Raw genomic sequence first — 17,091 nt, 5'->3', positions numbered from 1 at the left:
ACCCAGAAAGCCATTAGGAGAAGAGCGCGCCAACGAAGCACCAGCCAAACCCCAGGCCCAACCGGCAGTTCCCCGGCACGGCCGACGGAGATCCGTGGAGACGCCCCAACGCTAGGCTTCCAGAAACGCCTGCAACTCCTCCAGGGAAACCGTCCGGAACGTAGGCTGGCCGTCGGGGGCCGCGTAGGGCATGTCGCATGCGTGCAGGTCGCGCAGGAGCGCGCGCCGCGCGGGGAGCGGCAGGGTGGTGCCGTGCGGTACCGCCACGCGGGTGGCCCACGTTTGGGCCAGGGCCTCGCGACGCTGCTCGGCCGCCGGCGTGCCCGACGTTTTGAGGTCGTCCATCACGGCTTCCAGGACCGAAGTTTCGCGGCCCGGCGGCACATCGGGCGGCACGCCGCGCACCGTCCACGTTGCCCCACTCAGGCGCTCCAGGTCGAACCCGAGCCCGCGCAAGGTCTCCTCCCACGCCTCCAGCCACGTCGCCTCTGCGGCAGACAAATCCATGGTGTGCGGAAACAGGAGCTGCTGCGAAGCCCCGGCCTCCGTGGCCGCCATGCGGTCGAGGGCTTGCTCGTAGCACACCCGCCGATGCGCCGCGCGCTGATCCACAAGCAGCAGCCCGTCCGCCACCGGCTGTAGCAGGTACCGCCCGTGCACGCTCCAGAGCGGGGCTTCGCCGGAGGGGGCCTCCTGCAGCGAGGCGTTGTCGCCTGCAGTTGTCTCAGCGTCGTCGGCCGGCGCCTCCACCGGACGGTACAGCGCATCGGACGACGCGCCGGGCGTCGGGGCGGTTGAGCGGGCGTCGGGGCGGGGCTTGCGCTTTGCCGTGGCGTCTTGTGGCGAGGCCGCGTTGGGCGCGGAGCGGGCGGCGGGCTGCGTGGCCGAACGAGCCCCTTCAGCCGGCGCGGCCCGCGGCTGGAACGATGGCGGATCGTCGGGGGACGCGTCGGGGCCTGCGCTGTCGTCGGCCGATAGGCGCGGCGCCTGCGCCTCGGCGCGCACCGCTTCACGAACGGCCACGCGCAGCACGTTGTAGAGGCCGCTCTCGTCGTCAAACTTCACCTCGGCCTTCGTCGGATGCACGTTCACGTCCACCCGGCGCGGGTCGACCGAGAGAAAGAGCGCGAAGAACGGAAACGCCCCCTCCGGCAGCAGGTCGCCGTAGCCGGTGCGCACAGCATGACTCAGGTACCGATCGCGCACGTAGCGGTCGTTGACAAACAGAAACTGATCGCCGCGCGTCTTCCGGTGGGCCGACGGCGCGCTCACAAAGCCGCGGAGGGTGGCGTCGCTCATGGAGCGCTCCACGCGCACCAGCCCATCGTCGTAGCGTGCGCCCATCAGGTCGCGGATGCGCCGCCGCGTCGCCGCAAAGAAATCGGAGGTGCGGGCCGCCGGCAGGTCGTAGTGGGTATGGTCATTGTGCGCGAACGAGAACGCGACCTCCGGGTGCGACAACGCCAAAAACTGGAACGTCTCCAGCAGGTGCTTCAGCTCGGTGCTGGGCGTTTTGAGGAAGTTGCGCCGCGCAGGCACATTGTAGAACAGGTTGCGCACGGCCATCGACGTGCCGTTGGGGGCAGCGCACGGCCGCACGTGCATCACCTCGCCGCCCTCGATGCGCACAGCGGTGCCCACGTCGTCTTCCACGCGCTTCGTCTTCAGCTCCACCTGCGCGACGGCCGCAATGGAGGCCAGCGCCTCGCCCCGGAAGCCCAGCGTGCGGATGCGCTCCAGGTCGTCGATCCCCCGAATCTTGCTGGTGGCATGCCGCGCAAAGCATTGCTCGGCATCGGCCGCGCTCATGCCGCAGCCGTCGTCCACCACCTGCACGAGCGTGCTGCCCGCATCCTGCACGATCACCTCAATGGATGTGGCCCCCGCGTCGATGGCGTTTTCCAGCAGCTCTTTTTCCACCGACGCCGGCCGCTGCACCACCTCGCCCGCGGCAATTTTGTTGGCCAGCGGGGCATCCATCGTGCGGATGATGCCGCTGCCCGGCTCTTCGTGGTCGGCCACTACGCGCCTAGGCTCTGGTACAGATAGATGGCGAAGCCTAGCAGCAAGGCCAGGTAGAACAGGTGCGTGGGGCTGCGGCGACTGCTGCGCATCTTGCGGCGCACGTGCAACCGGCGACGCAGCTCTTTTTCTTTCGAGGGATCGTAGTGCCGCGGGTCGTAGGAAAACGACCGGGGCTTGTTGGACGGCGAGAAGAAGCTCATCGGTCCGGCGCGGTTGTGATACGGCATGCGGAGATGGCACGAAGCCTACGGCGCCGTCGTTCCTCTTGTCCGCCGGCGCCCGGCACAGAACGGCCCGTACGGCGCCGTCAACCAGCCGTCAAAACAAGTGGGCCACGTAGCGCAGGTACAAGTAGACCAGCGGGGCCGCTGCGGCCATCGCATCGAAGCGGTCAAGAAAGCCCCCGTGGCCCGGCAGGGCCGTGCCGGTGTCCTTCAGCCCGGTCGATCGCTTCATCTGACTCTCGGCCAGGTCGCCCAGCTGACTCACCATGCCGCCGATGACGACGAGCGCGGCCACGTGCGTCCAGGCCAGGCCCTCAAGCACCGTCAGCTTGCACCCAACGGCCACAACCAAAGCAGCCAGTACGCCGCCCACGCTCCCCTCCCAGGTTTTATTGGGCGAGATGCGCGGCGCCAGCGCCCGGCGCCCAAACGCGCGGCCCGCGTAGTACGCAAAGATGTCGGTCGCCCACACCACTAGCAGCGTGGTAAGCGTCAGCCAGAACGCCTGCAGATCATCCATCAGGGGCCCGCGCGCCACGCGGAGCGCAACCAGCGCACTCAGCAAGCCGGTGGGATAGACCGCGCCCGCGAGCGTAGCGGCAAGCCCCGTGAGGGCCTGTTGCGGCCACCGAAAGGGAACGGCAACCACCACAGCCACCACGCCCAGCACAAGCAGCGGCGCAGCCCCCGACCACAGCGGAAGAACAACGAGTAGTCCCCCCAAGCCGTAGCCCGCCCATCGCCATGGCGGAGCGCCCGCACCCGCCGCCATCGCGTAAAACTCGCGCTGCGCCATGCCGCCAATGACGCCAATGAGCAGCGCCATGTACCAGCCGCCCAGGTACGTCAGTCCGATGGCGATAGGAGCCGCCAGCAGAGCCGTTCCAATGCGTTGCCAAGAGTCCGTCACGCTACGCAGTCGTCAGGCCGGTTGGTCGTCATCGTCGGGCGCTTCGTCGCTCGGCGCGTCGAAGTTCATGTGCTCATGGGCCGAGTCGAGCTTCGAGTTTTCCTCGGGCGTGTGCGCATCATCGTCGTCTTCGTAGACCGCGCCCAACGCGGCTTCCTCCAGCTCCTCATCGGTCAGCCGCTGTTCAAGCAACGCCAGCGCATCGTCCACGTGGTCCGGCGGTACCATGACGTGCACCGTGGCCAGGTCGCCCACGGTCAGGTTAAAGGCATGGTCGCGCTGCGTAAGCACCACGGCCGGAATGCCGCTATCGTCGAGGCGATCGCGCACAATGTCGGCGTCGTAGTCGGTACCGGTGCGATACACCGACACCCAATCTTCGTAAGTAGCCATAGCACACAAGAGATTAAGAAGAAGGAGACGAGTGTGGCCTGCGCTGTGCTGCGTAGCGATGCAAAACATAGGCGATGCCGCAGAAAAACACGAATCCGCTGAGTACGCCGTACCAGGGAATGCTCATCTGCTGTACGGTTTGCATATCGTAGGCCGGATGCTGCTGCACGTACTCGGCCGCTGCCACCGCAAACGCATTGTTTGCAAAGTGCACGGCAATTGCGGGCCACAGGCTTCCCGTACGCCACGTCAGGTAGGCAAGATAGATCCCCAGCAGGGCAAGCGGAAGGAATTGCGACGGGCGCACGTGGTACATCCCAAACAGCAGGCCCACCACCACGATGCCGCCCACCGCGCCAAAGGCTCGCTCAAACTGCCGCTGGGCATAGCCGCGAAAGATGAGTTCCTCGCAAAGCGCCGGGACGACGGCAAGCATGACCAGATTGAATCCGACGCCGAGGCCGCTGTTAAGCACTTGTGCGATGAGCTGAAGCTGCGTCTGCTCCAGCGCCCGCAGGGCGTCCGGCAGCGGAAGGGATTGGTTCACCTGGCCCAACCACTGCACCACCGGCGTGAGCGCCACGAGGCCCGCCAGGGCCCCTCCCACCAGGCGCAGGTCGACGCCGCGCATGCGCAGCAGCGCGCCCGCCTCGGTGGTATGCAAGCGCGCCAGGGCCACCGCCGCGGCGGCAAGGCCCAGCACCTGCCCCACCGAGTTGCTGATGATGAGCTCGGTTGTGTACGTATTCAGGAGCGCATCGGGCGAGGCCATTTGCTGCAGCGCATCGAGCCCGCCGCTCGCCATCACCTGCACCGCCAGCGCCACCGGCGCCACCAGCACCTGAAAAAATACGAAGGAGGCCAAGAGGCCAAACATGCCCATGCCGGCGCTGAACAGGGCGCCGCGGGGCACGCGCTCCAGCGGCCCATTTAATGGAATGCGACCGGCCGCGGCCCACGCGTCGGGGAGGACCGGGCGGCGTTCGGCGTTCGGCATGGCAAGCGGGGCGTGATCGAAAGAGACGGTGGGTATGGTAGCGCGCGCCTCGGGTGCGGTTTGGCCTTCGCGTAATCTTTGCTGGAACAAACCGGCGGGCGCGCAGCATACCACGTATCGCCTTTTGATAGGCGCTCATAGCCTGACGCGCGCTCGTAGCTCAGTTGGATAGAGCGTTGGATTCCGGTTCCAAAGGTCGGGGGTTCGAATCCTCCCGAGCGCACTGACGCCCCATGCCTTTCGGTATGGGGCTTTTTTGTGTGACGGCTGCTTTGTCTGCCGCCTACACGCCGCACCGCCGCTTTACAGTAGTGGGGAGGCGTGAAGGTGCTATAAAGCTCGCGCTTTTGAGCGCGGGATACATGGACCCCTCCACGTTTCGGTGAGAGGTTCAATGCCTTGAGCCGAAACCCTAAAGCTACCGGCGTGTGATATTAAGCGATGGAGCACATGGCCTACAAATACCGCGTGTACCCAACGAAGGAGCAGCGTCGCTTTCTGGCGCAGACCTTCGGTTGTGCGCGGTATGTTTGGAACTGGGCATTGGAGCATCGCACAAATGTCTATCACGATGAAGGCGAGTCGCTCGGCTTTGCGGCTATGTGTAAGCGCCTGACCCAACTCAAGAAGGACGACGAACACGAGTGGCTTAAAAAGCCGTCGAGTGTTGTCCTTCAGCAGTCGCTCCGCAATCAGGAGCAGGCGTTCACCAACTTCTTTGAAGGCCGCGCCGGGTACCCCTCCTTCAAGCAAAAGCGTGGAACCCAAACGGCCCGACACACGAAGGCGGCGTTTAGCTACGACGCCGACACCCGCACACTCAAGCTGGCGAAGGTGCCCGGTACGCTCAAGGTCAACTGGGGACGAGGGTCGTCCTTTCGTGAACTGCGCGGAGAACCAACCGCAGTCACGATCTCTAAAGACCCAGCGGGCCGCTACTTCGTCAGCATTGAGTTCAAAGCGCCTGTCCAGGACAAGCCCAAGACCGGGAAAGCCGTGGGCGTAGACGTAGGGCTCGAATCCTACATCACGCTCTCGACCGGCGAGAAGGTGGGCAATCCACGCTTTCTTGAAGACGCCTACCGCCGCCTTCGCAAGGAGCAGAAGGCGCTCTCTCGCAAGGAGAAAGGCTCGAATAATTGGGAGCGTCAAAAGAGGCGCGTGGCGAAAGCCTACGCGAAGGTGGCCGATCGCCGCAAAGACTTCCTGCACAAACTCTCGACGCGCCTCGTCTGCGCGTTCGACGTAATCACTGTTGAGACCCTTTCGGTGAAGAACATGCAGAAGAACCGCTCGCTGGCAAAAGCGATCAGCGACGCCGCGTGGAGTGAGTTCATACGCCAGCTTGAATACAAGGCAAAGTGGTACGACAAGACCTTGGTGAAGGTGGATCGGTGGTTTCCGTCCACGAAGCGCTGCTCTGACTGCGGACACGTAGGCGAACGCAAACCCTTACACGTCAGGGAATGGACGTGCACCGAATGCGGCTGTGTCCACGATAGAGACGTGAACGCGGCCAAGAACCTCAGTAGGGTCGGACAGGCCCGAACTGAAGCGATTGCTTCAAAAGCACCCGGAGATCAGCGTAAGACCATTGGAGCGTTCCGGCTTCATGGCAGCGGTCGATGAACGGTAGAATCTCCCGGCTTTAGCCGGGGGAGTGTCAAATCAACTGGAACGACACCCCAAGCGACAGCACCTCTTTAATCTGCAGCTTGTCGATGGTGTCTTTGTTGTAGATGGCCACAAACTCCAGCTGCGTGCTCAGCCAGCTGTTTACCTTCATCACCACCAGGTTCTCCCACGTCACGTCGACGGGCGTCTGGCGGTTGAGCGTCTGAAAGAGCCCCAGCGTGCTTTGGTACCGCACGTTCTCGAAAATTTCCTTGTTCACGCTGGTTGTCGACTCAATGCCGCCCTCAAACAGCACCGTGTTGGACGGATCGAGGCCGTAGAGCACCCGCAGCTCGCGCAGGCCCACGTACGTCTGCTTCGCGGCCACACCCAGGCGCGTCGAAAACCAATCATTGGGCTCGTACGACAGCCCCAACGATTCGGTGATGTAGGCCGGCGCGAAGAAGGCGGACGTTTTCACCGGCACGTTGGCATCGGCCAGCGGCGACGTGTCGGGGAAGGGGTTCTCGCTGTAGCTGAACCCGGAAGCAAACTGGGTGCGCAGCTCCGCAGCAATCGTAGGCTGAAACGTCCGCCAAAAGTCCTCGCCGCGGTACTGCATCTTCGTGCGCAGGCGAATCAGGTCGTCGGCCTTGCGCAGGGCCGGGTCTTGCTCCTCCTGCCGCAAGAAACCGAGGGCAAACCGCCCCTCAAAGGTCTGGCTCCAGTGTGTAGCCTGGCGCTGGGCTTTCGCATCGAGTGAGGCCGTAAAGGCGATCGTGTTCAGCCCGCCTTGCTGCCAGTTGCGATATGCGGCCTGCGAGCCGGCAAGCGAGCCGGTAACGTCGGTCGTCCAGGTGTCCACGGTGTCTGTGGGCGCGGCATCCTGCGCCTGCGCGCGTTCGCCACCGCCGGCCCACCACCATCCGAGAAATGCAACGAGAAAAAGCGCGCAACGCACCGTCATAGAATGTACCGTAGATTAGCTTGAAGAACGCAATGGAGGCCCCCGTGCATCACAGGGCGCACATGTACAAAAGCACATGCGTAGCATACAATGCGACGCGCCCCAAATGCAGGGGCGAACCGTGATCTTCTCGTGTTTACACCCAGCGGCGCGGCCTGAGCGTATGGAACAGCCAATTTTCGCGGTTGGTTGCACACCCCACGAGCCCAGATCCTAATGGTACGTTGCGTTATGCGTGTGCTCCTTCTGTCTGTTTTGTTGTGGAGCGTAACGGCTTCGCCGCCTGCGCATGCGCAACGGGCCGCTCCCCACTCGGTGCTGCAGGATTCACTTGTGCGGCACAACGGACGGGCCGGGCTCAATTACCTCTACAACATGCAGTTTGAGAAAGCGCGCCCGCTGTTTGCCGCCATCGAGGCCCGCTTTCCCAACCACCCCATCGCGCCGTTTCTGCAGGGCCTTAGCCTCTGGTGGAAGATCCTCCCCAACCTGGGCGACCGCTCGCACGACGATCGGTTCTACCACCTCATGGACACCGTCATCGCGCGGTGCGAGGCGCTGCTCCGCGAACATCCGAACAGCTTCGACGCGCAGTTCCTGAAGGGCACCGCGCTGGCCTTCAAAGCGCGCCTGCAGTCCAACCGCGGCGACTGGCTTGCGGCTACGCTCAACGGCAAGCGCGCCATCGGATACATCCGCACGGCGGCCGAGCAGGCGCCCGGCACCCCCGATTTTGCGTTTGGCAAGGGCATGTACGACTACTACGCGGCCATCATTCCCAAGGAATACCCGGTCTCGAAAGCGCTCATGTGGATGCTGCCCGACGGCGACCGCTCCCGCGGCCTGCGCCTGTTGCAACGTGCCGCCCGCAACGGATGGTACGTGCAAACCGAAGCGACCTATTTCCTCACGCAAATCTACTACCTCTACGAAGAGGATTTTTCAAAGAGCCGCCATTATGCCGAATGGCTCCTGCGGGAGCACCCCCGCAACCCCTACTTTCAGGTGCTGGCCGGGCGCATCTACGCGCGCTGGGGGCGCTGGACGGAGGCGCGGCGCGTCTTTGCGTCGGTCGTGAAGCGGCACGGCCACCACTGGACGGGATACACCGATTATCTGACGGCCACCGCGCGCTTCTACCTTGCCCGCGACCGCCTCTACGCCAATGCGTACGACGAGGCCCTCGTGCACCTGGCCTACCTGGAGGCGCTCACCGCCAGTGGCGCGGTGCAACCCGACCTGCGCGTGCTGGGCTACCTGTACCAGGGCATGGTGTACGACGCGCAGGGCCGCCGTGCCCTGGCCAAGGGGCGCTACCGCCACGTGCTTGGCATGCAAGATGCCCACGGGGCCCACGAGCGCGCCCGGCGCTACCTGAACGATCCCTACGCGGGATGAGCACGCGCGCTATTCCCTTCCGACTTTTGGACAAACATCCGGTGCGCACGCGGCGTACCGCATGTGTGATGTCCTTTCCCTGAAGCACGGGCTGCGCCATGCGCCTACACTACACCGAGTGGGACCCGGCCCGCCACGGCACCGCCGGGCCGGTCTTTGATCAACTGTTCGATCTCTTTCAAAAGCTGCTGCAGCACACCGCGGGCGACGCCGAGGAGGCGCTCGATTGGATGCGGCAGCTCGATGCCAAGTACGGCCTCACCGACGGGGCCGACATGGACCTTGACGACTTCATCGAGGAGCTGAAGAAGCGCGGCTACCTGCGCGATGAGGCCGATGGCGAGGGCCAGCGCATCGAGATTACCGCGCGCACCGAGCGGTCGCTTCGCCAGGCGGCCCTCGACGAAATCTTTCATGACCTGAAGAAAAACGGCCGGGGCAACCACGACACGCCCCACGCCGGCCGCGGCACCGATCGCCTGCCCGAGACGCGCCGCTGGCAGTTTGGCGACGACCTCACGCACCTCGATGTAACCGGCACCGTGCACAACGCGCTACGGCGCTCCGGCGGCGCCCGCGACTGGACGATGCGCGAAGATGACCTGCGCGTGCACCAAACCAACCACCAGGCCACGGTAGCCACCGTCTTGATGATCGACCTGTCGCACTCGATGGTGCTCTACGGCGAAGACCGCATCACGCCGGCCCGCAAAACGGCCCTCGCCCTCTCCGAACTCATCATGACGGAGTACCCCAAAGACACGCTCGACATTGTGGCCTTTGGCAATGACGCATGGGAGGTTTCCGTAAAGGAGCTGCCGTACCTGAACGTGGGGCCCTACTACACCAACACGCGCGCCGGGCTGCAGCGTGCCCGCGACCTGCTACACCGCCGCAAAAACCAGAACAAGCAAATCTTCATGATCACCGATGGCAAGCCCAGCTGCCATTTTGAGGACGGCCGCATGTACCGGAATGCCTACGGGCTCGACCGGCGCATCGTAAACAAGGTGCTCGACGAGGGCGTGGCCTGCCGGCGCGAGGGCATCACCATCACCACGTTCATGATTGCGCGCGATCCGTACCTGCAAAACTTTGTGCGCGAGCTCACCGAGGCCAACCGCGGCCGCGCCTACTACGCCGACCTCAACGACCTGGGCTCGTTCCTCTTCGAGGATTATGTACGCAACCGCCGCAAAAACGTGCGGTAAGCTGGTTGTAGAATCTGTTTTAATTCATGCGTCTGGGCTCCGCGCGGCCCCGGTGGACTCCCAAGCGCCCCCTGGTCGTGGACCGTAGCCCCACTACAAACTGCGACCGGAGGGCGATTTTCGCACCATCGTTGCTCGCGCTCGCCGTCTGCGGCGCCATTAAAACAGGTTCATAGCCTCCGCTGCTTGTGCTCATTCTACTGCCCCGTGCCTATGTCGCGCCGTGTTCCGTTTCGCCCGAAGCAAAGCCTCGGGCAGAACTTCATGCGCGACCCCAACACCATCCGCAAGCTGATTGACACGCTGCAGGCTGCGCCCGAGGATCCTGTGGTAGAAGTGGGTGCCGGGACGGGCGCGCTCACCGAGGGCCTCGCCGCCCGCTATCCGCAGTTTACCGCCATCGAGATCGACGAACGCGCCGTCGCCGTCCTCCGCGAGAAGCTCCCCGACCTGCCCATCCGCCAGGAGGATTTGCGCGAGACGCCCTGGGAGGCCCTGGCCGCCGAAGCGGGGGCCCCCTTGCACATCATTAGCAACACGCCCTACTACCTCACCTCGGAGCTGCTGTTTGCATTGCTGGAGGCCGAGGGTGCCGTGGCCGAAGCGGTGCTCACGATGCAAAAAGCCGTGGCCGACCGCCTCGTGGCCGCGCCCCGCACCAAGGCCTACGGCATTTTGAGCGTGCTCGTGCAGCTTTTTGCAACCCCGACCGAGGCGTTTACCATCTCGCGGCACGTCTTCTACCCGCAGCCCGACATCACCAGTGCGGCGGTGCACATCCGATTTGACAGCGACGCCCGTCCGCCCGATCTTACGCTCGACGACGTGCGGCCGGTGGTGCGCGCCGCGTTTAACCAGCGCCGCAAGATGCTGCGCAACAGCCTGCACGCCTGGACCAAAGATCGCGGCCTAACGCTGCCCAACGACTGGGGCCGCCGCCGCGCCGAAGCCCTCACGCCCGACGAGTTTGCCACCCTCGCGCGCTATCTGAACTCTCACACGGCGTAATCGCTCATGACCAACGGCGCCCCGACCACCACCCGTCCCGGCGGGCTTCTTGAAGTGGACGAAGCCCTCGTCGATGACATTGCCGCCCTGGTACGCAACGACCAGGAGGGCATGGTGCGCAACCTGGCCGCCGACCTGTATCCGGCCGACCTGGCGTTGCTGCTGCGGCACGTGCCGCGCGACGTGGCCCAGCGCCTGTTTTCCTGGCTGCCGCCTACCCAAGCCAGCGACACGCTCACCGAGCTGGAAGAAGACCTACGGCGCTTTCTGCTGCACGAGATTGACGAGCCGGCGCTCACCGACCTGCTCGATGCGCTGGACACTGACGATGCGGCCGACCTGCTGGCCGAGCTGCCCGACGAGGTGGCGCTGCGCGTGCTGCCCGCCCTGGAGGACACCGACGACCTCACCGAGCTGCTGGACTACGGCCCCGAAACGGCGGGCGGCCTCATGGCTCGCGAGTTTGTGGCCGTGCCTCCTACCTGGACCCTTGCCGAGGTGACCGAAGCGGTGCGCGCGCAGGCCCCCGACGTCGACGAGATGTACGCGGCCTTCGTGGTGGATGCCGATGGCGTGCTGCTGGGCGTGGTGTCGCTCAAAGATCTGCTGCTGGCCCCCGCCGACCGGCTCGTGAGCAGCCTCATGGAGCCGAACTTCATCTCGGTAACCACCGACATCGATCAGGAGGAAGTGGCCCGCGTGGTGCAGCGCTACGACCTCGTGTCGCTTCCCGTGCTCGACGAGCGCGGCCGCCTGATGGGCCGCATAACCATCGACGACGTCGTGGATGTGATCCGCGATGAGGCGGAAGAGGACATCCAGATCATGAGCGGCCTCACCGGCGACGAGGGCACGCGCGACTCGGTCTTTCGCGTGAGCCAGGGCCGCCTCCCGTGGCTGCTCATTGGCCTTTTGGGGTCGGCCCTTTCCGGCACCGTCATTCACTCGTTCGAGGTGCAGCTGCAGCAAGCCGTGGTGCTCGCCACGTTTATCCCCGTTGTTACGGCCATGGGCGGCAATGCGGCGGTGCAAAGCGCGGCCATCGCTGTGCAGGGCCTCAGCTCGGGCCGGCTGTGGATGGGCGACATCCTGCCGCGCATCACCAAAGAAATGGCCGTGGCGCTGCTCAACGGGCTGGTCATTGCCTCAATTTTGTGCGGCGGCGTGTTTCTTTTCAACATGGGTAATGTGCAGCGGCTGATGCTCACCATCGGCCTCACCATGCTTCTGGTGAGCCTGGTAGCTACCACGAACGGCGCACTCATTCCGTTTGTCTTGAAGAAATTCGGGGTTGACCCAGCCAGCGCCATGGGGCCGTTTGTAACAACTCTCAACGACATCATCGGGCTCACGCTGTACTTCTTCGTCGCGCAATTCTTCTACCTGTAGGCCCTCGACGGTTGACGCGGGGCCAGAACGTGCCGTGCGGGCTCGTTCATGCGCTGCCGCCTCATACAGGACCCGCCGGGCCGTAGCGCACGCTACGCCTCTGAACGCGCTTGAACAGCGCGCTGCACCGCCGTCGTGGTATCACACGTAAGATTCTCGGCCGGCTGCGGGATGGTGCCATCGGCCCCTGCCCCAAAGTACCTGCGTCGTGCCCACCGTGCCACGTGCACCAATCCAATCAGCACCGGCACCTCAATAAGCGGACCGATAACCGCTGCAAACGCCTGGCCGGAGTTCAGCCCGAATACACTGATGGCCACGGCAATGGCCAGCTCAAAGTTGTTACCCGAAGCGGTAAACGCTAAGGTGGCCGATTTCGAATAGTCGGCGCCCAGCGCGTAGGCCATCCACAAACTCACGCCAAACATCACCACAAAGTAGATGGTGAGGGGAAGGGCGATGCGCATAACATCCAGCGGCACAGACACAATCATGTCGCCTTTCAGGCTGAACATGAGCACAATTGTGGCGAGCAGTGCGATGAGTGTGAGGGGACTGATTGACGGAAGGAAAACCGTTTCGTACCACTCCGTACTTTTCCACCGGGGCAGCAGCCAACGGCTCAGCATGCCGGCAGCAAAGGGCACGCCCAGGTACAGCATCACGCTGCGGAAGGTCTCGCCAATGGTGATGTCGACCGTCGCGCCTTCAATGCCCAGCAGCGGCGGCAATACGGTGATGAAAACCCAGGCGTATACGCCGTAAAAGACAACCTGAAAGACGCTATTGAGGGCTACAAGGCCAGCGGCGTACGCGTTACTTCCGTCGGCCAACTCGTTCCACACCAACACCATGGCAATGCATCGCGCCAGCCCCACTAAAATCAGTCCCGTCATGTAGGCCGGCAAATCGGCAAGAAACGTGACGGCCAGCGCGAACATGAGCACCGGCCCGATCACCCAGTTCTGAAGCAGCGAAAGCGCAAGGACCTCTCCGTTTCGAAAAACGTGCGGCAGCGCCTGGTACTTCACCTTGGCCAGCGGTGGATACATCATCAGAATAAGGCCAATGGCCAGCGGCACGTTGGTTGTGCCAACACGCAGTTGATTGATGGACGTGGGCAGCCCCGGCCAGAAGGTGCCAAGCGCCACGCCCACGCCCATCGCCACAAAAATCCATACCGTGAGGTACCGATCGAGGGGTGCCATTTGCTGCGATACAGCCGCCGATGAAGCAGTAGAAGACATACGGAAATAGGCGAATGAAATGCAGACGACAGGCCCTCTGCCTGGGATTACGCCTTGACGCCGCGAACCGTAATGCTCCACAGCACATCGTGCAGCGATGCTGCGGACGCACTTGATGCGGCCTCGGAGATAAGCGTATCGGGGAGGTTGATGGTGCGCTCCGCAACCACCGTAACGTCCGTGAACCCAGCCGCTTCGATGTGCGCAAGGTAGTCGGGCTGCGCAATGGCTCCCGCGACGCATCCGGCATAGAGGTCGGCCGAGCGACGTACAGCCGGGGGTAACGCGCCGCGCGTGACGATGTCTGACACGCAGAAGTGGCCGCCGACGCGCAGGATGCGGTGAATCTCTGCAAATGCTTTGGCCTTCTCTGGTACAAGGTTGAGCACGCAGTTGGAAAGCACCACGTCTGCAATGCCGTCCGCAAGCGGAAGGGCTTCAATGGGGCCCTCGACGAAGCGCACGTTCGTAACGCCGAGCGTTTCGGCATTACGCCGCGCCTTTTGCACCATGGCAGGGGCAAAATCCACCCCGATCACCTCGCCGGAAGGCCCCACTTCATGACGCGCAACGAAGGCATCGTTCCCCGCACCCGCGCCCAAATCCACTACGGTGTCGCCGGTCTGCAGCTGGGCCGCATCGGTGGGCACGCCGCAGCCCAGGTTCAAGTCGGCCGCCGCTACGTGTCCCTCTATCTCGGCATACGATGCACCAATCATGTTCACCGGTACATCGGCATCTGTGGGGCCGCAACACGACGTGGGGCCGCAGCATGATGACTCCTCGGACGTTCCTGCTGCCTCTGCAATGGACTGGTACTTGGCCCGCACCGCTTCACGAAGGGCTGCGGGGTCATCTGCGTAATCCGTTAATGACTGTTGTTTGTCATTCATGGTTTATCTACGATGTTCGATGAAAGAGGAAAAATGATTTTGGAATGGCCTGTGGCCATACCTTCGGCAACGCACTATTCCTGCAGTTGCGGGATGAGACGTTCATCAATCCATGCGCCTATCGCATCCCGCACGGCCCGAAAGACGGCCTGCTGGTCTGCCTCAGTTCCGGTCGCTGCCGACGGGTCGGGAAAGCTGTGGTGCAGGTTCTTCACGCGTGCCGGTACATACGGACACACCTCGCGGGCATGGTCGCACACCGTGATCACGTAATCAAACGGCTCGTCGAGGTCGTCAACATGCTTGGAGGCATGCGCCGAGATGTCGATGCCCACTTCTTTCATGACGGCGATGGCATGCGGGCGCACGTAGCTCCGCTCAACGCCCGCGCTGGACACGCGAACGCGGTTGCCGTGGTGGTGGCGCATCCATCCTTCGGCCATTTGCGAGCGGGCCGCGTTGTGCGTGCATACAAACAGCACGTGGGGGCGATCATCAGGCACAGGTTAACAGCAGTCGGTGGTCGAAGCCTTCGAAGACGACTGCACCGCAGGGCCGTTCAGCAGCGGCTGTACGAAGGCCGTCCATTGCTCATGGAGCGCGCGTAGGCCCTCGGGGTCTATGCAATAGCACACCCGCGGGCCGTCGATGGTGCCCTGCACGAGGCCCGCGTCGCGCAGCACCTTCAGATGGTTCGACACCGTCGATTGCGCCAGCGGTAGTTCATCGACCAGATCGCCACAAATGCAGGTTTCGCGCTGCGCCAGCACCTGCAGGATCGCCAGCCGGGCCGGGTGGGTGAGCGCTTTGGTACGCTCCGAGAGCGCCGCGTGCGCCGCATCAAACTGATCGGATTTATTCCGCCTAAGGGTTGCCATGATATATCGACGATGATCGATTAAAGCACCGACGGATTGTAGTTGTGGGCCACAAATGGGTTCCGCAGCCCACATTAGGACGGAAGCCCCGGCTCCACCAACAGCACATCCTCGCGCTGCACGCGCACCGCACCGGGCGCGCTCCCCTTCGGACTCGTGACGTACTTCCGCTCGGTGACCATCACCGGCACCACCCCGCTGCCCCGCGCCTTGCTGTAGTAGGCGGCAATGCGGGCGGCGGTGTGCAGGCGGTGCTTGCCGGGCTGCGCGTCGCGGTTGGGCACATGCAAGATGGTGTGCGAGCCGGGCACGCCGCGCGCGTGCATCCACAGGTCGTATTTTTGCGCCCAGTGAAACGTCAGGTCGTCATTCTGCCGCGCATTCTTGCCCACCCACACCTCGTAGCCGTCCCCCAGGTCGAAGCGCCGGAACGGGAAGTCGTCGATGGCCTCGTCTTTTTGCTGCACGAAGGGCGCCAGCGCGTCAGCGTGCTGCTCCCGGAACGCCTTGATGCCGTCGAGCGACGACACGTCCCTTAGGGCCTCCAGCAACTCCTGAGCAGCCTCGGCGCGGGCCTGCGTCTCCATCAGGCGGGCCTCGGCCTCCTCGCGCGAGCGGCGCGTGCGGCGGGCCTTGTCGTAATACCGCTCGGCGTTTTCGATGGGCGAGCGCGCCGGGTCGAGGGGGATGGTAACGGGCGCGCCATCGGCAAACAGATCGGGGAGCACACCCTCCTCGGCGCCCGGCGGCACCTCCTCGGGCTGAGCCATGAGCAGGTGCGCCCAGTGCTCGTAGCGGGCCGCGCGGCTGGGCGCTGTGAGCGCCTCCAGCATCTGCTCGGCGCTCTGCTGGTAGTGGGCCGCGGCGTCGGTGAGGGCGTCGTGGAGCGGGTCGTACAGGCGATGGAAGTGCTGCTTGGCCAGCGTTCGCTTCACGTAGGTGGCCACCGCTGCGTCGACCGTATCGAAGCGCGCGCTGGGGTCGGTGCGGTGCTGCAACGGACACAGGGCGAACGCCGCCGGGAACGGATCGGGGCCGTAGATGACGGGCTGCGGCGTCTGCAGATCCGCCTGAATCGCTTGCGCGGCATCGAACAGGCGCGCCCGTTCCTCGGCCGAGCAGTCCGCTGGGTCGGCGGTCGACACGCCGGCCCGGTGCAGGGTCTCGCGGGCCAGGAGCGGTCCGAAGAGGGGCACGGCCGATTGCACCGCCTGCCGCGTCTTGTTGCGGTTGGGGCGCCAGCGCGCCTCGAAGTCTGCACGCGTGGTGGGCATGGGCGCGGGCCGCGGGGTGGGCGGCGCGGTGCCCCGTAGCGCCTCGCTTCGCTGAAAGGCCGCCTGCACCGTGTCGTCCACCACCCAGAAGATGTTGGCCCGGCTGCCAAACAGTTGCCACTGCAGCCGCGAGCCGTCCGCAAAGTCCATAAACAACATCCGGTCGAGCGGCGCCATGTGCACATCGGCCACCACCCGACCCACCACATCCGCAAAGACGGACGCCACGTTGCGGCGCGCCTTGTGATAGCCCTCCGTTCGAAACAGATAGATGAAGGGCTGCTGCACCGAGCAGCGAAGCGTCCAGTGCGTATCGTCCGCCGCCAGCACGACCGTGCACTCGTTTTTGACCTGCGAGTACGCATCGTGCACGGTGGCGCCCACGAAGTCGTTTGTCCACTCGCGGACCAGCGCTGCAAAGGTAAAGAAGCTGTCGTGCATCGAGAACGGGGGCAGATGAGGAGCGTACAGCGCGGGCCGTGGGGAACGACCCGATCGGCGAATCGGTCCCGCACCCAACGGCTTTCCTGCACCGCTTCCCCCTTGCCTATGCCCGCCCAAACGCTCCGCGAGCACGTACTGCATCAGCTCACCAAACGACAGGCGCATGCCACGTTTGACGACGCCGTCGCCCACTGGCCCCCCGCGGCCCGCGGCGTGCGT

16 protein-coding genes and 1 tRNA gene are annotated in these 17,091 nt (G+C 64.2%); 6 read left to right on the top strand and 11 right to left on the bottom strand.

The window, feature by feature from the left end; translation table 11 throughout:
• Nucleotides 1-111 precede the first annotated feature (111 nt).
• From mutL to SALLO_RS14135, 5 genes are all read right to left on the bottom strand, one after another.
• Nucleotides 112-2,022: a DNA mismatch repair endonuclease MutL gene (gene mutL, locus SALLO_RS0100090; protein ID WP_040605688.1), complete on the bottom strand. Its 1,911-nt coding sequence runs from the start codon at nt 2,020-2,022 to the stop codon at nt 112-114.
• Complete coding sequence (locus tag SALLO_RS0100085; RefSeq protein WP_157621093.1) at nt 2,022-2,252, bottom strand: hypothetical protein; 231 nt, start codon at nt 2,250-2,252, stop codon at nt 2,022-2,024. Before SALLO_RS0100085 ends, mutL begins: the two co-directional genes overlap by 1 nt.
• A 91-nt stretch (nt 2,253-2,343) precedes the next feature.
• Nucleotides 2,344-3,159, bottom strand: a complete 816-nt coding sequence (locus tag SALLO_RS0100080) for a phosphatidate cytidylyltransferase (protein ID WP_022834299.1) — start codon at nt 3,157-3,159, stop codon at nt 2,344-2,346.
• A 12-nt stretch (nt 3,160-3,171) separates the two neighbouring features.
• Nucleotides 3,172-3,552, bottom strand: a complete 381-nt coding sequence (locus SALLO_RS0100075; RefSeq protein ID WP_022834298.1) for a putative signal transducing protein — start codon at nt 3,550-3,552, stop codon at nt 3,172-3,174.
• A 13-nt stretch (nt 3,553-3,565) separates the two neighbouring features.
• The gene (locus tag SALLO_RS14135; RefSeq protein WP_022834297.1) at nt 3,566-4,549 is read right to left on the bottom strand and encodes a CPBP family intramembrane glutamic endopeptidase; all 984 of its coding nucleotides are present in this window, start codon (nt 4,547-4,549) and stop codon (nt 3,566-3,568) included.
• A gap of 149 nt (nt 4,550-4,698) precedes the next feature.
• On the opposite strand from SALLO_RS14135, the gene SALLO_RS0100065 reads away from it, so the two are divergent.
• Both SALLO_RS0100065 and SALLO_RS0100060 read left to right on the top strand, forming a co-directional pair.
• A tRNA-Arg gene (locus SALLO_RS0100065) sits at nt 4,699-4,772 on the top strand.
• 227 nt (nt 4,773-4,999) lie between these two features.
• Nucleotides 5,000-6,178, top strand: a complete 1,179-nt coding sequence (locus SALLO_RS0100060) for a transposase (RefSeq protein ID WP_228702746.1) — start codon at nt 5,000-5,002, stop codon at nt 6,176-6,178.
• Between the two features lie 34 nt (nt 6,179-6,212).
• Here SALLO_RS0100060 and SALLO_RS14130 read toward each other — a convergent pair whose 3' ends face one another.
• The gene (locus SALLO_RS14130; RefSeq protein ID WP_022834295.1) at nt 6,213-7,130 is read right to left on the bottom strand and encodes a DUF3078 domain-containing protein; all 918 of its coding nucleotides are present in this window, start codon (nt 7,128-7,130) and stop codon (nt 6,213-6,215) included.
• A 231-nt stretch (nt 7,131-7,361) separates the two neighbouring features.
• Here SALLO_RS14130 and SALLO_RS0100050 point away from each other — a divergent pair, with 231 nt between their 5' ends.
• The 4 genes from SALLO_RS0100050 (at nt 7,362) to mgtE (ending at nt 12,136) form a co-directional block, all read left to right on the top strand.
• Nucleotides 7,362-8,528 (top strand): tetratricopeptide repeat protein, encoded by a 1,167-nt coding sequence (locus tag SALLO_RS0100050; protein WP_157621090.1) that lies wholly within the window; start codon nt 7,362-7,364, stop codon nt 8,526-8,528.
• A gap of 98 nt (nt 8,529-8,626) precedes the next feature.
• Nucleotides 8,627-9,739, top strand: coding sequence for a vWA domain-containing protein (locus tag SALLO_RS0100045; RefSeq protein ID WP_022834293.1), 1,113 nt, complete (start codon nt 8,627-8,629; stop codon nt 9,737-9,739).
• Between the two features lie 213 nt (nt 9,740-9,952).
• Nucleotides 9,953-10,747: a 16S rRNA (adenine(1518)-N(6)/adenine(1519)-N(6))-dimethyltransferase RsmA gene (rsmA, locus tag SALLO_RS0100040; protein WP_028566722.1), complete on the top strand. Its 795-nt coding sequence runs from the start codon at nt 9,953-9,955 to the stop codon at nt 10,745-10,747.
• Nucleotides 10,748-10,753: 6 nt separating this feature from the next.
• Nucleotides 10,754-12,136 carry a magnesium transporter gene (mgtE, locus tag SALLO_RS0100035; RefSeq protein WP_022834291.1) on the top strand — a complete coding sequence of 461 codons (1,383 nt, stop codon included), beginning with the start codon at nt 10,754-10,756 and terminating at the stop codon, nt 12,134-12,136.
• A 92-nt stretch (nt 12,137-12,228) separates the two neighbouring features.
• Here the strand turns inward: mgtE and arsB are convergent, their stop codons facing one another.
• The 5 genes from arsB to SALLO_RS0100010 all read right to left on the bottom strand — a co-directional run bounded on the left by arsB (nt 12,229) and on the right by SALLO_RS0100010 (nt 16,869).
• The gene (gene arsB / locus SALLO_RS14125) at nt 12,229-13,383 is read right to left on the bottom strand and encodes an ACR3 family arsenite efflux transporter (RefSeq protein ID WP_051141225.1); all 1,155 of its coding nucleotides are present in this window, start codon (nt 13,381-13,383) and stop codon (nt 12,229-12,231) included.
• Between the two features lie 47 nt (nt 13,384-13,430).
• Nucleotides 13,431-14,276, bottom strand: a complete 846-nt coding sequence (gene arsM, locus SALLO_RS0100025) for an arsenite methyltransferase (RefSeq protein WP_022834289.1) — start codon at nt 14,274-14,276, stop codon at nt 13,431-13,433.
• A 74-nt stretch (nt 14,277-14,350) separates the two neighbouring features.
• Nucleotides 14,351-14,779 carry an arsenate reductase ArsC gene (locus tag SALLO_RS0100020; protein WP_022834288.1) on the bottom strand — a complete coding sequence of 143 codons (429 nt, stop codon included), beginning with the start codon at nt 14,777-14,779 and terminating at the stop codon, nt 14,351-14,353.
• Nucleotides 14,780-14,782: 3 nt separating this feature from the next.
• On the bottom strand, nt 14,783-15,154 hold the full coding sequence (locus tag SALLO_RS14120) for an ArsR/SmtB family transcription factor (protein ID WP_022834287.1): 372 nt from the start codon (nt 15,152-15,154) through the stop codon (nt 14,783-14,785).
• A gap of 74 nt (nt 15,155-15,228) precedes the next feature.
• A complete protein-coding gene (locus tag SALLO_RS0100010) occupies nt 15,229-16,869 on the bottom strand; it encodes an Rqc2 family fibronectin-binding protein (RefSeq protein WP_022834286.1) in 1,641 nt (546 codons plus the stop codon).
• Nucleotides 16,870-17,091 lie beyond the last annotated feature (222 nt).

The organism is Salisaeta longa DSM 21114 (genome assembly GCF_000419585.1).
Taxonomy (GTDB): domain Bacteria; phylum Bacteroidota; class Rhodothermia; order Rhodothermales; family Salinibacteraceae; genus Salisaeta; species Salisaeta longa.
This window is presented reverse-complemented; position numbering and strand designations above follow the sequence as displayed.